This is a genomic window from Streptomyces sp. NPDC023723 (assembly GCF_040639815.1).
Taxonomy (GTDB): Bacteria; Actinomycetota; Actinomycetes; order Streptomycetales; family Streptomycetaceae; genus Streptomyces.
In genome coordinates, this window is the sequence record NZ_JBFAAP010000008.1 from 1 (window position 1) to 14,597 (window position 14,597).

Sequence of the window (14,597 nt, forward strand, 5' to 3'; positions counted from 1 at the left end):
CCGACACCCAGCAGACCCAGCATGAACAGCCAGTCCGCCCAGGCATCCCCGGCCCACGCACGGAACGTCGACTCCATCGGCCCCACAGCCACCCGGCCCAGGAACCCCTCGGCCGGCGACCCCCCGTCGACCCAGCCCCTGCCCGAAACAGTGGCGTACCCGAACCCGAACGTCTTGTCCAGGAACGCCCACAGGAAGACGAACCCCATCAGCAGACGGGCCGACGCGAAGACATAGGCCCGCGCGGTGCGCGTACCGGCCTCCGCCGACACCACCGGCCCGGACACCGACGCGCGATCCCCGCGCAACGACGGCAAGTGGAAACCTCCACTGCGATGCGGCTGCTCATGCACGGCCATGACGATGACCCCTTCACGGATAGTCCGAACACTTCCTGACACCACTCACTCTGGCCGGGGCGGCGATGCGGCGCCGGATGCCGGAGGGCCGGTTCATCAGGGACCAACGGACCTTTTCCGCAGGGCTGTTCGGCGGAGAGCCCGCTGCATGGGCCCATGGGTCCGAAGTAGGGCCGTAGGGCCTCTCGGCCACGGCCCGACCGCGCCGGAAGCTGATGAGGTCACCTACCGGCGCCGAATCCGGCGCGGAGCGGGAAGGAGCCGTGATGAGCTCTCCGACGCTCGACGTCGCGACCCTGGAACGGCTGGTCGCCGCGGCCGTGACCGCGCCGTCCCTGCACAACAGCCAGCCCTGGCGCTTCGGGCTCGAACCGGACACCCGCACGATAAAGATCAGTGCCGCCACCCACCAGGCGCTTCCGCATACGGACCCGGTGGGACGGGCAGTGCACCTGTCGGTCGGCTGCGCCGTCCTCAACCTGCGGGTGGCGGCGGTGCACTTCGGCTGGGAGCCGGTGACCAGGCTGCTGCCCAGCCCCGCACACCCCGCGCTCCTCGCCACGGTCCGGCTCGCGGGCGCCGTCCGGACGACGGTGTCCCCGGGCCGGTACGAGACCCTGTGGCGCCGGCACAGCAGCCGTCTCCCCTTCTCCGACCGGCCGCTGCCCGTGGCGCTGCTCACCGAGCTGTCCGAGGCGGCCCATGCCGAGGGCGGTCGGCTGTTCTTCCCCGATGAGCAGGGCACCGACCGGATTCTGCGCGCCACCTGGGAAGCGGAGCGCCGGAACCGTATGGACGCGGACCGGGCCGCCGAAAGCCGGCACTGGCTGCGGCGTCCGGGCTCTTCGGCGACCGGCGTGCCGCAGGAGGCGCTGGGACCGCAGGACGCCCTGGACGGCATTCCGATGCGGGACTTCGGCGCCCACCGGCATCCGGCCGTACTGCCGGCCCGCTCGTTCGAGAGGCACCCGCATCTGGCAGTGCTGTGCACCGCACACGACCGCCGGGCCGACTGGCTGCGCGCCGGCCAGGCGCTGGAACGCGTGCTGCTGCTGGCCACCGCGCACGGGGTACGGACCTCCCTGCTCCACCAAGGTCTGGAGTGGACCGATCTGCGGGGTCTTCTGTCGGGCGGGAGGAACGAGGCCGGGCACCATGTACAGATGGTCCTTCGCATGGGTTATGGCCCCGAGGGAAGCCCCTCGCCCCGGCTCGGCGTCGCGGACGTCATGGAGTCAGCGCAACGCAGGGTCTTCGGCCCGTGCCGGTGTGAGGGCCGGACGGGGCGGTCCGCCGTCCGGTACCGGCACGACCGGGCGCAGGGCGGGCACCTGGAACAGTGCCCGCCCCACGGTGGCGCCCTCGCCGACCGGTGGCGACGACCGTGAGGCGCCAGCGGTGACGGTGCCGGCGCACGGTCACCCGCTGCTCAGGCGTGCGGTACGACGGCGACCGGGCAGGCCACGTGGTGCAGGACGGCGTGGGTGACGGGACCGACGTGCGGGCCTATGCCCCTGCCGTCGTTCCGCCGCCCGACGACCACGAGTCCCGCGTCGTCAGCCGCGTCCGCCAGCACCCCGGCCGCCCGGCCGACGACCACGGTCTCCGTCACGGGAACCGCGGGATACTTCTCGCACCAGGGCCGCAGCGCGGCCACGACGGCGCGTTCCCGCGCGGCGAGTTCCTGGGGACCGGTGACCGCCGCCGACGGGGCGGCGGGTGCCACGGTCACCGATGCGTCGGAGACGGGCCGCAGGGACGCCTTGAAGGCATGCACCACGCGCAGTTCCGCGTCGCGTCGCCGGGCGGCGTCGAACGCGAACTCGATCAACTCGTCACTGGGATGGTCCACTTCCAATCCGAGGACGACCGAAGCAGCGGCTCCGGCCGGCGCCGGCTCTCCCCCGGCGCCCGTGGGCCGCTCCGCCCGCACCAGGACCACCGGCCGTACGCAGTGCGCCACCACGCGCTGGGACACGGAGCCGGTCACGAAGCCGCCGAGGGTGCTCAGGCCGAGTGAGCCCAGGACCAGGATCTCCGCCTTTGCCGCGGCGGCGACCAGGATGTCGACCGGTGCGCCGCGTACGAGACGGTCGGTCACCGGCAGGTCCGGGTGGGACCGTCGTACGCTGTCCACGGCTTCCCGCAGCAGCGACGCGGCCCAGTCGTGCTCCGTGTAGTCCAGCGGAACGTACGGCGACGGCCGGGGGTTGAGGCGCCAGGCGTGGACGATGCCGAGGCCCGTGCCCCGGCGTACGGCCTCGCGGGCCGCCCAGTGGGCGGCAGCCAGACCGGCGGGCGATCCGTCGATACCCACGATGACGTTGTGCGGCATGGTGATGTCCCCTCCGAGTACGTCCGCGACCTCTTGGCCTGTACGCAGCCTGCTCCTGTCGGCCGGGAAAGGCCCAGGGGCCGGACGGCCCCGGATCGTTCCTCTTGCGGACACTGTCGGAAGGGACACTCACCGGCACGGCGCTCGGGCCGGTCAGTCGTGCGGGATCAGCGCCACCGGGCAGCCGACGTGGTGGATCAGGGCGTGGGCGACCGGTCCGGTGTGCGGACCGGGAGCCGCGCGCCTGCCGCGCCGGCCGGCCACGAGCAGCCCCGCGCCCTCCGCCGCCCGCACGAGGACGTGTCCCGCGCGTCCCTCGTGCAGGACGGCCGTGACGGGTACCCCCGGGAACTTCTGGCGCCAGGGCGTCAGCAGTTCCTCCACCTCTCGCTCGACCGCCCGCCTGATGCGGGCCCGTTCCTCCGCGTCCACCACTCCTCGCGCGAGCGGCACGTGCCAGGCGTGTGCGACGCGCAGCGGGGCGTGCCGCAGCTCGGCCGCCCGGAACGCGAAGCTCAGAACCTCCTCGCACGGTCCGCCGGTGTCGAGGGCGACGGCCACGTCACGGCACGGCGTGTCCACCGACGGTTTGCCCCCTTCGACCGGGAGGTGTTCGGCCTCTTCCGTCGTACCGGCCCGGACCAGGACGACCGGTCGTCCGGCGTGCGCGGCGACGACCATCGCGACCGAGCCCGCGACGAGACCGCCCACCGCGCCGAATCCCTGGCTGCCGACCACCAGCATCTCGGCGTGGTCGTCCTCGGCCAGCAGGGCGGGGCCGGGCTGCTTGGCCACTTGCTCGGCGGCGAGGAACAGCCGCGGATACCGCTCGTTCAGCTCGTCGACGGCGGCGCGCAGTATCCGGCGCGCGAAGTACTGCGGCGCCCGCAGCTCAGGCAGGTTCGCCCTGGTACCGCTGTCGGGCAGGCCTTCGAAGGCGTGCACCAACCGCAGCGGCAGTTCCCTCCGCAGGGCCTCCCTGGCTGCCCAGTGGGCCGCGGCGAGGCTCTCGCGCGAACCGTCCAGGCCGACCACTACCGGCCTCGGGATCATGACCGTCACCTCCTCGTGCGTCACGTGCGTGGCCAGGTGTACGACCGGAGGCGGCGGAGCCGGCGGCTCAGGAAGAACCGGCTGTACGGCGGACACCTCCGCGGGAATCTCTCTCCCGTTACCAGCGTCCCGCTCCGGCGAGCGGACGGGCAGGGGCTTCCGGGCCCCCGTCCGGGCCGTACGGCCCCTGCCCGGCGTGCGGCGGCGGAATCGGCCGCTCCCCGTCTTCCCGCCCTCCGCGAGCCGTCTCGGCAGCGACTCACTCGGGCAGTACCAGGCGGCAGGTCTCCCCCGGCTGGACGTCGACGGAGCGGCCGGCCAGCCGGATGTGGACGGGCGGCTGCTCCGAGGCGGGTACCGCGACTTCCAGCACACCGCGCTCCAGGCGCACGCGCACGCCCCAGTGGCCCCGGTACCGGACGGTGAAACCGTAGGAGGAGAGTTCCGGCAGCGGTACGGGGTCCAGCCACAGCGCTCCGTCCCGGGCCCGCAGCCCGGTCAGTCCGCGCTGTACCAGGTCGAGTGTGCCGGCCATGGCTCCCAGGTGGATTCCTTCACCCGTGGTGCCGCCCTGGAGGTCGGCGATGTCGCCGCGCAGTGCCTCCTGGCAGAACGTCCAAGCCTCGGCACGCCGGGCACGGGCCAGGACCCAGCCGTGCACCAGTCCGCTGAGGGTGGAGCCGTGGCTGGTGCGGCCGAGGTAGTAGTCGACCGTACGGGACCAGGTCCTGTCGTCGAGGCGGTAGCCCAACCGGTCGAAGAGGGCGCACAGTTCCGCCGGCGAGAACAGATAGCCGAGCATCAGGACGTCCGCCTGTTTCGACGCCTTGTACCGGTTGACGCTGTCGCCCTCCGCCTCCAGGACACGGTCGAGGCGGCGGATGTCGTCGTACCGCTTGTAGTAGCCGCCCCAGTCGAGTTCGGCCAGGTCCCCGTAGCCCTCGAACTGGCTGATGACACCGTCGTGGAAGGGGATGTACAGGGTACGGGACACGTCTTCCCACTGTTCGAGTTCGCCGCCGTCCAGGCCGGTGCGCTCGACGAGTTCACGCCGGCGGGGTTCGGGCAGGGAGCCGAGTACCTCCAAGGCGCGGACGAGGACCCAGGCGGCGGTGACATTGGTGTAGGCGTTGTCGTCCAGGCCCGCCTGCGCTGCGTCGGGGTAGGCGTCGTGGTACTCGTCCGGGCCCATCACACCCCTGATGCGGTGCCGTCCCAGGTCTTCGTCCCAGACGGCCGCGTCACCCCAGAAACGGGCGATCTGCAACAGCATCTCAGCCCCTTTGGTGTGCAGGAACTCGGTGTCGCCGCTCGCCTCGCAGTAGTCCCACACGTTGTAGGCGATCGCTGACCCGACGTGGTACTGCAGCCGGGAGCGGTCGGGCAGCCAGCGGCCCGAGCGCGGGTTGAGGTGCAGCCGCTGGGTCTCCTCACGGCCGTCGCTGCCGCTCTGCCACGGGTACAGCGCACCCCTGCGGCCCGCCTCGCGCGCCGCGGCGCAGGCCCGCTCCAGCCGGCGGTGCCGGTAGCGGAGCAGGGCCCGGGACACCTCGGGCAGATGCAGGCTGAGGTAGGGCAGCACGAACAGTTCGTCCCAGAAGACGTGGCCTCGGTATGCCTCGCCGTGCAGCCCGCGGGCCGGCACTCCCACGTCGAGGTCGGCGGTGTGCGGGGACAGCGTCTGCAGCACGTGGAACTGGTGCAGCCGCAGGATGTCCCCGGCCTCTCCGGGGATGTCGATCTCGGACCTGCGCCACAGCTGGTCCCAGGCCGTCAGGTGGGTCTCCAGCAGTTCCTCGAAGGCGGGCGCCCGGCTCACCCGGTCGGCCGCGGCCCACAGGGGATCGGTGATGGCGGGGTCCCGCGAGGTGTGCACGGCGACCGTCTTGGTCACGATGGCGGTGACGCCCGGTGTCAAGGGCAGGGTCGTCGACTGCACGGCGCGCGAGGGCTCGTGCTGGACGCTGACCGGACGCCCGCAGGTCAGGCGGGAGGCCATGCCGACGCGGATGTCCGAGGTGCGGGTACGGCAGCGCAGCCACACCGTGTCCTCGGCGTGGTCGCCGGTGTGCGCGTGTGTGAGGTGCCGGCCGTCGAGCGCTCGGTAGCGGGCCACGTTGCCGTTGGTGACGGTGCCGTCGAGCGCCGCCTCCACCTGGAGGTCCGCGTGGAAGTTCAGCGCGGTGAACTCCGTGCGCAGCACCAGGAGATGGGGATCGGCCATGTGCGCGATACGCAGCTGCCGTATCTCCAGTACCCGCCCTTGCCCCAGGCCGTAGCGGGTCCGGCGGTCCAGCAGGCCGGAGTCGAGACACAAGGACATGTGGTGCGCGAGCACACCGGCGGTGTCAGGCGTCAGCCACCGGCCGCCGGCTGCGCGGAAGCGCAGCGGCAGCCAGTCGGGCAGGTTGACCATGTCCTCGTTCTCGACCTGGTGACCGGCGACCGCCGAGGTCAGCCGGTCGTAGCAGCCGGCCACGTAGGTACCCGGGTAGTGGACGCCGTCCGCCACGCACTCCGGGAGTGCCCCGCGGACCGCGACGTAGCCGTTGCCCAGTGTGCACAACGACTCCCGCAGTGCCTCGTCGGCGGGCTGATAACCGTCGTACGTCCAGGTCCGGTCCGTCACGGTGATCGCTCCTCGCGCAGGCCCTCGCGTCCGTCGTCAGTTCCGCTCCGGCACGACCGCCACCGGACAGTGCGCGTGGTGCAGCAGTGTGTGGCTCACCCTGGAGAGCTGGAGACCGAAGTGGCCCGTCCTGCGCCGCGCTCCGACGATCACGAGGTCCGCGGCGGCGGAACGGTGGACCAGCACCTTGTGGGCCGGCCCTTCGGTCGTCGCCCCGCGCACCCGGACCCTTTCGTGTCCGCTTCCCGCGCCGCGCAGCACGGCGTCCAGCAGGGCCGACGCCTGTTCCTCGTGCTGGTGCGCCGGGTCGTCGGCCAGCGCCGGGTGGTCGGACCCCTCGAACACGGGGCAGCGCCAGGCGCGTACGACGTCCAGGACGCAGCCGCGCGCCTCGGCCTCGCGGAAGGCGAACCGTGCCGCCTCACCGCCCGTGTCCGGCTGCCCGGCACCGAGCAGGACGCGCTCGTGGGTGCCGGCCAGGCCGGCCTGGTCACCGCGGACCACGATCACCGGACACCGGGCGCGTGCCGCGACGGCCAGGCTCACCGAGCCGAGGAGCAGTCCCTTCAGTTCTCCTCTGCCGCGTTCCCCGACCACCAGGGACGAAGCGTGGTCGCCCGCTCGCAGCAGGGCACCCGCCGGGTCGTCCGCGACGGCCTCGGCGGACACCTCGACGCCCGGCCGGCGCCGCCGGGCCCGCCGCGCGGCGTCCTCGACGATGTGGTCCGCCACGGCAGGCGCGGACGGGCGTTCCAGGCCGCCCGTCGGGAGGGTCTCCTCGTACCGCTCCCAGTGGGTGGCGTGCAGCAGCCTCAGCGGCCGCCCGTGCCGGGCCGCCTGGTCCGCGGCCCAGTCGACGGCCTGCCGACTGGACTCCGATCCGTCGACACCCACGACCAGGGGGAGTTCCGTCATCGTCACCACCGCCTCGATTCAGCTGCGCCTGTGCACGGCGCGGAGTTCCTGGCCACCGTCGCACGCGGACCGCGGCCCGGACAGGGGCGGATCGGCACCTCGTGCGGGACGTTCGGCCCCTGTGCCGGTCCAAGACGCGACGGACCGTGGGGTGGTGGGCGAGGCGGGCGGGGCGTCGACGTCCTCACCGCCCGAGGCAGCCCTGACGTCCACGTACATCCTTTAGCTGTGTTGTCCCGGCAGAGCGACCCGGGTCAGCCGTACGCGGGTGAGGCGGCGCAGTCGGCGGGCGTGGCGCCGGACGGCGACCCGCACCAGCCGGCAGAGCGGGGCCACACGCGGCGGACCGGAGCGGAAGCGGTGCCGGTCCGCATGCGGAACGACCACGACCGGCCACCGGGCCCGGCTCAGTACCCCCCGGACGACCGGACCGAGCCGCGCTCCGCCGAAACCAACGCGCCCGCCGGTACCCACCACCACGGCGACCGCGCGGACGGACTCCATCGCGAGCACCCGCACCGGGTAACCACGGACCACCTCGTGGCCCATGTCGACCTTCGGGGCGAGGTCATGGCGGGCCTAGACCAAGGCCGCCAGCAGCCCCCGACACTCACGCACCGCCGCCCACTCGTCCAGCACACCGAGGAACGGCGGGCGCCACACGTGCACGGCCCGCAGCCCGATCCCACGTCGAGCCGCCTCCTCGACCGCGTGGTCGACGGCGGTCGCGGCATGACGGCGGCCCTCCAGGGCGATGTCCACGCCGACAACGAGACGATCCGGCCGACCGACGGGCACGGTGTCGTTCACGACCACAACCGGGCAGTCGGCATGGGCGATGATCCGTGACACGACCGAGTCCGGTCCGGCCCGTGTCCGCCGCGTGCCCGCCCTTTCGGTGCCGAGCACCACCGTCGCGGCCGTGCGCGCGTGTTCGCGGAGCACCGCCACCGGATCGTCCCCGGTCGACAACGCCCGGACGTCCAGCCGGGGATGTCGCGTCCGAACGGAGACCATCGCCTCGCGCAGGACAGGTGCTGCGGCCTCGTACGGGCCGTGGACGTGCACCAGGCCGAGGGACAGACCACGCGGTGGCGGCTTCGGCGGCTCCCCAGGCCAGGGCGGCCCGCCAGGCGGGGCCGGTACCGGTCCCGACCACGACCACGACCGAGATACGTCCTGGCGGAACTCCCATGCCTCACCGCCCTGCCCGTCCCGGCACCAAGTCCTCAGGCTGAGCTTCACCGACGATGGTCTCGGCGTCCGCCCTCTCCGGACGGCGGCCACGGTCCCGGATCGTTCAGGCCCGATCGCTACCTGTCGTCCGACGGCTGCCCGCTCTAGGATGCCGCCCTGGCAAACGACTACGCGTCCGGCAGCGGGCGGCTGCCGGAGCCCACCTGTCGCGCCGGCCGAAGGGCCGGCCACGGACCTCGTCCTGACGGATCCGAGGCGGCTGCTCCCGCGCGCCTCGCGACCCCCAGGACGACCCGCGCGAGACCTCGGTGCCAGGGGGAGGCGAGTGTTCTCGCGCACGGCGGCCGTCGTCCCGTGTCACGGGGACGGCGGCCGTCCCTCGGACCACACGGCCGGCCGACGGCGTCCCACCGCCCCGCTGGTCGGCCGGGTCACCACCCGCCCCGTCGGAAAGGGACCGTCGGCCCGGGCGACTGGCTCAACAGCCCCTGTTCCTCAGGACCCGCCGCTGCCACGGTCACAGAGCGACCTCAGGAGGTGCCGGGCCATGTCCGCGAACAGTTGCCGACCCAAGCCGCTGTGGCGCTGGCGGCGCAACCCGATGCGCCGCCCCGTCGACGTCGTCGAAGCCTGGATCGTACTGGTGACGTGGGTGGTCATCGCGGTGGGCGGAACGGTCACCGGCCTGGTGACGGCCGAGTTCGCCGACGGTGTCTTCGACCGGCAGCGTGCCGAACGGCAGGCGGTCCATGCCGTCGTGCTCACGGACGTCTCGAAGAGCACGTCGGCGGCCGACGGCACCCACCGTGCCACGGCCGGGGTGCGGTGGACGGCGCCCGACGGCACCACCCGCACCGGGCGCACCCTGGTGCCCACCGGAGCGCGGTCGGGCAGCACGGTCACGCTCTGGCAGGACCCGCAGGGCACGCTCGTCCCGCAGCCGGCCGATCCGGCGGAGGCCGCGGTGGAAGCGGCCCTCTTCGGCATGGGGGCCGCGCTCGCCCTTTCCGGCGGCATCGGCGGCGCGTCCGCGTTGGCTCGCTGCCGTCTGGAGCGGTGGCGCCTCGGAATGTGGGACAAGGAGTGGCGAGTGGTCGGTCCCCGCTGGAGCGAGAGGACGGGCTGACGACTCGGCAACCGGGTCCGGGGAACGCCGGATCTCTTTCCCGAGACCTCCGGCCCCTGCTCTTGTCAGGTGATCGGGGCGCAGAGTGGTGATCGTGACAGCCTCAGCGCAGGCACGTCACGGACGACGAGCTGACTGTCCAGTGCCAGCCGACGGTCAGCAACCACGACACCTGCATCTTGTGCCCCATCCACTTCCTCGGCCTGACGGTCGTACGTACGCCATGAGGTATCTCGACGACCGCGCTGCCGTGTTCGCCCGGCAGCTGCTGACGTAACTGCGGCGGACGGCGTCGCGGCCCTGGCGGATCATGGAAATGTGCGGCGGGCAGACCCACCCCCTGCTGCACCAGGTCATCGACGAACTGCTGCCCGTCGGCATGCGGATGATCCACGGATCGGGCCGCCCGGTCTGTGTGCCCCGCCGGAGGCTCCGGACCGGGCCCTGCGATCGCCGCCCGGTCCGGGGTGATCCTCGCCCGCTTCGGCGACATGCCCCGGATGCCCGGCACGGACACCGACCTGCTGTGCCCGCGGGCGCGCGGCACGACGTCCGCATGGTGTACGCCCTCATGGACGCCGTTCGGCTGACCGCCGCACGTCCGGACCGCAAGGTGGTGTTACTCGCCGTCGGGTTCGGACCGACGGTGCCCACTAACGCGACGGCCGTGCCGCACCTCTCGGCCGCTCCGGCCCGCCCCGGGGGACGGCGTCCCGCTGGCGAGGTCGGTGAGACTGCACCGCACGGCCGTGCCAGGCACCTGTGAGAGCTTGGGCATTGACAGCGACATGGCATCCGACAGCCGCCTGCTGCACCGGCTGAGACGCACCCTCGTATCCCTGGGCGGCACCGTGCAAGCGCTGTGCGACCCTACCCGGGGCGGCTCGGCCGCCGCCCTGAACGAGATCGCCCGCGCCTCCACGGTCGCCGTCGAGATCGAGGAACAGGCCGTGTCCGTGCCCTGGGCGGTCGCCCCCGCCTGCGACCTGCTCGGCCCCGATCCGCTGATCGTCGCCGACGAGGGCTGCCTGGTCGCGTTCATAGCCTCCGGCCGGACCGACGAGGCACCGGCCGACCTGCGTTCGCTTCCCTTCCCGAGGGCGGCGAGGCCGTCCGGATCGGCGAGGTCCTGCCGCCCGGGCCACTCGGACGCCTGACGCTCCGTACTCTGGTCGGCGCCCCGCACACCCTGGACATGCCGCTGAGCGCACAGCTCCCTCGCATCTGCTGATTTCCTCGTCGGCGGGGCTCACGCCCGGCCGGGCGAGGCAGGGGGCACCAGCACCTCGGGCAGCGGACGCCGCGACAGGAGGAGTGTGGTCGGGGCCCGGCCGAACCTCAACAGCAACTGCGGGAAGCGGCCGGCCGTTAGCCTGGTCCGCACTTCCGCGCGGAGCGCGGGCACCTCCAGCGGCTGGGTGTGGAAGGCGGCCTTCACACCGTGGACCGCCGCGTACAGCAGGACGCGTTGCAGCGCCTGCCCTGACCGGACCCAGTCCGGCGGTTCGTCCCGCGCGCTGGACAGCAGGATCACGGTGCCCGTACCGGCATGGTTCCGCCGGCCCTGTGTGTCGCGCCGGAGGGCGAGGGCGAGGTAGTCACGGCCGGCCAGCACGGTGTGGTCCGGGTGCGGGACGCACGCCGCGACGGGCACGCCGTGCCGTCCGACACACCGCGCCAGTTCGGCGGCACGGCGGTGATCAGTACGGTTGTGCTCCTCGGCCTCACGGACGAGGTCCGCGAGGAATTCCAGGCGCTCTGGCTCGTCGATGACCTGTAGCGCGATGCCCTCGGCGCGGGCCTGGTCGTACAGTTCGCCGAGCAGTTCCTCCGCCACAGGTTCGGTCCCGAACGGGCCGCGGTGGGTGTGTCGGCGGGGCATCGCACCCGCCAGGAGCAGTTCGCCGGGGGTGGCCGGGGCGTGGGCGCCGAACGTCACGCGGGCCAGGAGGGCAGCGTTCCCTGAATCCGGCAGCGTGTCGACGACCGGGCGGAAGCCAAGGCGTCGCGTGGCGAGGCGGGTGTTGAACAGCGCCGCCCCACAGGCGATCACCATCTCCCTGCCGCCCGGGTCGGTCAGCGGCATCCGCCGCCCGTGATCCGCGTAAATGTGAATGCCTTGGTCGTCGCTGTCCGCCGCGAAGGCCCAGGGCTGGGTGTTGTGCGGTGAGGGAGCGAGGACGGCTGCGCGGACGAGGTGGAGCGCGGCGCGGCCGACCCGTTCGGTCGTCGAGGGCATGATGCTTCCTCCTTCGAAACCTCCTCCGTCGGATGGTGACGGAGCAGCCGGACCAGGCACCTGCGCAAGAGGTCGCGTATTTGGTACGCGGGGGCAGGGGGACACCGGGAACTCGCCGTGCGGCCGGTACGGTTCCGTGGCGCGGCGGGCGGAACGGGTCAGATACCGGGCCGCTGCCCGGACGTCCGCATACGACGCGACGACCGTGTCGTGATCGGCCGGCAGGAGCCGCACGGGCAGGCCCTGGCCGGTCCGTACGATGACGACCGGCTTGCTCCTGCGGGGTCCGCCCCGGGTGACCGCGCGGGTCAGCCGCTCGTCGGTGGCGACGCCCGTGGCCCGGGGCAGTACCACCAGCACGGCGTCCGTGTCCTGCTGGTGCAGTATCCGGGCGACGCATTGGCGCAGTTGCTCCTCGCCCACGTCGGCGGTCGTGGTCACCGGATTGGCGAGGGCCGCCCCTCGCGGCAGAACGGCGAACAGGTCATCGACGAGTTCAGCGGAAGGCTGCGGCAGCGCGAGCCCTTCCTCTCCGCAACCGTCGGCGGCACGGGCACTCGCGTCCGTGTCCGTCGCCACGATCACCACACGGCACCCCGCCGGACGTGTCCCGGCCCCACCGATGCGCTGCGTACCGTTGCGGAGACGACCAGGAGCCGACCTCGTCATCATGTTCCCCTCCCCCTGACCGGTACTTCGAGCATCCGACGGAACCGGACTGCCCTCCAGGGGCTGAACGGGGGGTGGTGAGGGGCCGGTCGGCCCATGGTTCCGTGCCCGCCGCGGAGGTGCAGTGGCATCGGGGACCGGATCGGTTCTCCCGCACCCGAGGGGGCAGAGCCATGGCGAAGAACCATCTCCTGCGTCATGTCACACCGACCACTTCGACGCCGGCCCTCACCGCTGCGGAAGCGACGGGCGCGAGCGTCGGCCGCGACGACGCCTCGGCGACCGCGGACACCGTCGCCGTCCCGGTCAGGGTGGGCCGTCCGACGTCCGCCGTCGACCGGGTCGCCGACTTCTACGGCGCCTACATCGACGTACTGAGTGATGTCGGCCGCGGCACGCTCTCCGGTGCCCTGCGCGACCACTATCTGGCTCCGAGGCTGCGACAGCGGCTGACGCGCTGGGAGGCCGTTCGTCATGCGGACGGTGTGCTGGCACGCCGAGGAGTGCCCAGCCACCGGCCTCGTCTCCGGCATCCGGGCCGGTGTGTGACCGGCCGGACCACGTGCTCACCCGGCCGGCCGGTCCGATGACCGGGTGACCGGTTTCGGCCAGAGTCGGGGTGCGCGCCTGGCCGCGATGTCCTCGACCCAGCCGACCGCCAGGACAGCGGCACCGATCAGGGGCCAGGCGAGCAGGAAGAGGAATCAGTCGGTGTGCGGGTGAGCGATTCCCGGCCGGCCGCCCATGGCGAGCCGCGACGCCGCGTGCCCTTTCCGGTCGCGCGCCACGGTTCCTCCCCCTCCGCCCGCCCCGTGCTTCCAGTTTCGCGGCGGCCAGCTCGCCGGCTCATGGGCCGGACGGCCCGGTCTCGCGCCCTTCGGCCCGACGTGGACCCTTGTCTCCTTCGCGGCGGGGGACCTTCGGCCCCTGCCCGAGCCTCCTCGATTTCGAGAAGGTCGTAGCCGAGCCCATTCGAGAGGTGATCATGTCCGCCTTACCCGCCCCGGGACGTCCCCCGGCCGACCGGCATGACGGCTCCGCGGCTGTCGTGGTCTCCGGCCTGGTCAAGACGTTCGGGCACACGCGTGCCCTGGATCACCTGGACCTGACGGTGACCACGGGTGAGGTCCACGGCTTCCTCGGGCCCAACGGCGCGGGCAAGACCACCGCCTTGCGTGTGCTGCTCGGGCTGCTCAGGGCTGACTCCGGTCAGGCGACCGTGCTGGGCGGCGATCCCTGGCATGACGCGGTCGCGCTGCACCGGCGGCTGGCTTATGTGCCCGGGGACGTCAGCCTGTGGCCGAGGCTGACCGGTGGCGAGATCATCGACATCTTCGGACGGCTGCGCGGCGACCTGGACCATGCCCGCCGGGACGAACTGCTGGACCGGTTCGAACTCGACCCCGGCAAGAAGGCGCGTACCTACTCCAAGGGCAACCGGCAGAAGGTCGGACTGGTGGCGGCGCTCGCGTCGCGGGCCGAGCTGCTGATCCTCGACGAGCCGACCTCGGGTCTCGATCCGCTGATGGAGACCGTCTTCCAGACCTGCGTCCGCGAAGTGAAGGCCGAAGGACGCACAGTGCTGTTGTCCAGTCACATCCTGGCCGAGGTCGAGACGCTCTGCGACCGGGTCGACATCATCCGGTCCGGGCGCACCGTCGAAAGCGGAACCCTGGCCGAGCTGCGGCACCTCACCCGGACCTCGATCGACGTCCACACCGCCCGGCGGCTCACCGGACTGGACACGCTCCCTGGTGTGCACGAAGTGCGGTCCGACGGTGACCGGGCCCGCTTCGACATCGACACCGGTCATCTCGACGAAGCCGTACGCCACCTCACGGCATTCGGCATCCGGACCCTGGTCAGCCGGCCGCCCACACTGGAGGAACTGTTCCTGCGTCACTACGGCGACGAACCGGCCGGGCAACGCCGTCTGCCGGACAGCCGTCCGAGCGGAACGGCACGGGACGGGACGGGACGGGAGCATGACCGCGTGGCCGCTCGAACTGACCGGGACCCGCGCCCTCACCGGCTTCCTCCTGCGCCGCGAGCGCGTCCGCATCGCGCTCTGGACC

At 72.6% G+C, this 14,597-nt stretch carries 13 protein-coding genes and 3 pseudogenes; 6 read left to right on the forward strand and 10 right to left on the reverse strand.

The window, feature by feature from the left end; all coding sequences use genetic code 11:
- Window positions 1–359, reverse strand: a pseudogene (locus tag AB0G32_RS11685) (hypothetical protein); the annotation flags it as partial.
- Window positions 360–625: 266 nt separating this feature from the next.
- Here AB0G32_RS11685 and AB0G32_RS11690 point away from each other — a divergent pair.
- On the forward strand, window positions 626–1,747 hold the full coding sequence (locus tag AB0G32_RS11690; protein ID WP_361161610.1) for a hypothetical protein: 1,122 nt from the start codon (window positions 626–628) through the stop codon (window positions 1,745–1,747).
- A gap of 41 nt (window positions 1,748–1,788) precedes the next feature.
- Here AB0G32_RS11690 and AB0G32_RS11695 read toward each other — a convergent pair whose 3' ends face one another.
- The 6 genes from AB0G32_RS11695 to AB0G32_RS11720 form a co-directional block, all read right to left on the reverse strand.
- Window positions 1,789–2,694: a universal stress protein gene (locus AB0G32_RS11695; protein WP_361161611.1), complete on the reverse strand. Its 906-nt coding sequence runs from the start codon at window positions 2,692–2,694 to the stop codon at window positions 1,789–1,791.
- Between the two features lie 153 nt (window positions 2,695–2,847).
- The gene (locus AB0G32_RS11700) at window positions 2,848–3,747 is read right to left on the reverse strand and encodes a universal stress protein (RefSeq protein ID WP_361161612.1); all 900 of its coding nucleotides are present in this window, start codon (window positions 3,745–3,747) and stop codon (window positions 2,848–2,850) included.
- Window positions 3,748–4,006: 259 nt separating this feature from the next.
- On the reverse strand, window positions 4,007–6,376 hold the full coding sequence (locus tag AB0G32_RS11705) for a glycosyl hydrolase family 65 protein (RefSeq protein WP_361161613.1): 2,370 nt from the start codon (window positions 6,374–6,376) through the stop codon (window positions 4,007–4,009).
- Between the two features lie 36 nt (window positions 6,377–6,412).
- Complete coding sequence (locus AB0G32_RS11710) at window positions 6,413–7,291, reverse strand: universal stress protein (RefSeq protein WP_361161615.1); 879 nt, start codon at window positions 7,289–7,291, stop codon at window positions 6,413–6,415.
- A 222-nt stretch (window positions 7,292–7,513) separates the two neighbouring features.
- Complete coding sequence (locus AB0G32_RS11715) at window positions 7,514–7,840, reverse strand: universal stress protein (protein ID WP_361161616.1); 327 nt, start codon at window positions 7,838–7,840, stop codon at window positions 7,514–7,516.
- A 30-nt stretch (window positions 7,841–7,870) separates the two neighbouring features.
- Entirely contained in the window at window positions 7,871–8,359 is a 489-nt protein-coding gene (locus AB0G32_RS11720) for a universal stress protein (RefSeq protein WP_361161618.1), read from the reverse strand.
- Between the two features lie 676 nt (window positions 8,360–9,035).
- Between AB0G32_RS11720 and AB0G32_RS11725 the strand changes: the two genes are divergently transcribed.
- Window positions 9,036–9,614 (forward strand): hypothetical protein, encoded by a 579-nt coding sequence (locus tag AB0G32_RS11725; protein ID WP_361161619.1) that lies wholly within the window; start codon window positions 9,036–9,038, stop codon window positions 9,612–9,614.
- Between the two features lie 103 nt (window positions 9,615–9,717).
- Here AB0G32_RS11725 and AB0G32_RS11730 read toward each other — a convergent pair whose 3' ends face one another.
- The gene (locus tag AB0G32_RS11730) at window positions 9,718–10,008 is read right to left on the reverse strand and encodes a hypothetical protein (protein ID WP_361162014.1); all 291 of its coding nucleotides are present in this window, start codon (window positions 10,006–10,008) and stop codon (window positions 9,718–9,720) included.
- On the opposite strand from AB0G32_RS11730, the gene AB0G32_RS11735 reads away from it, so the two are divergent.
- On the forward strand, window positions 9,931–10,380 hold the full coding sequence (locus AB0G32_RS11735) for a hypothetical protein (protein ID WP_361161976.1): 450 nt from the start codon (window positions 9,931–9,933) through the stop codon (window positions 10,378–10,380). The two genes, AB0G32_RS11730 and AB0G32_RS11735, sit on opposite strands and share 78 nt — an antisense overlap.
- Before the next feature lie 22 nt (window positions 10,381–10,402).
- Window positions 10,403–10,771, forward strand: coding sequence for an AIR synthase-related protein (locus tag AB0G32_RS11740; protein ID WP_361161620.1), 369 nt, complete (start codon window positions 10,403–10,405; stop codon window positions 10,769–10,771).
- 92 nt (window positions 10,772–10,863) lie between these two features.
- Here the strand turns inward: AB0G32_RS11740 and AB0G32_RS11745 are convergent, their stop codons facing one another.
- Window positions 10,864–12,432 carry a hypothetical protein gene (locus tag AB0G32_RS11745; protein WP_361161621.1) on the reverse strand — a complete coding sequence of 523 codons (1,569 nt, stop codon included), beginning with the start codon at window positions 12,430–12,432 and terminating at the stop codon, window positions 10,864–10,866.
- 263 nt (window positions 12,433–12,695) lie between these two features.
- Between AB0G32_RS11745 and AB0G32_RS11750 the strand changes: the two genes are divergently transcribed.
- Entirely contained in the window at window positions 12,696–13,112 is a 417-nt protein-coding gene (locus AB0G32_RS11750; RefSeq protein WP_361161622.1) for a hypothetical protein, read from the forward strand.
- On the opposite strand, the pseudogene AB0G32_RS11755 reads toward AB0G32_RS11750, so the two are convergent.
- A pseudogene (locus AB0G32_RS11755) lies at window positions 13,089–13,226 on the reverse strand (acyltransferase); the annotation flags it as partial. The gene AB0G32_RS11750 and the pseudogene AB0G32_RS11755 overlap by 24 nt on opposite strands.
- A 281-nt stretch (window positions 13,227–13,507) precedes the next feature.
- Between AB0G32_RS11755 and AB0G32_RS11760 the strand changes: the two are divergent.
- Window positions 13,508–14,446, forward strand: a pseudogene (locus AB0G32_RS11760) (ABC transporter ATP-binding protein); the annotation flags it as partial.
- Window positions 14,447–14,597: the final 151 nt, after the last annotated feature.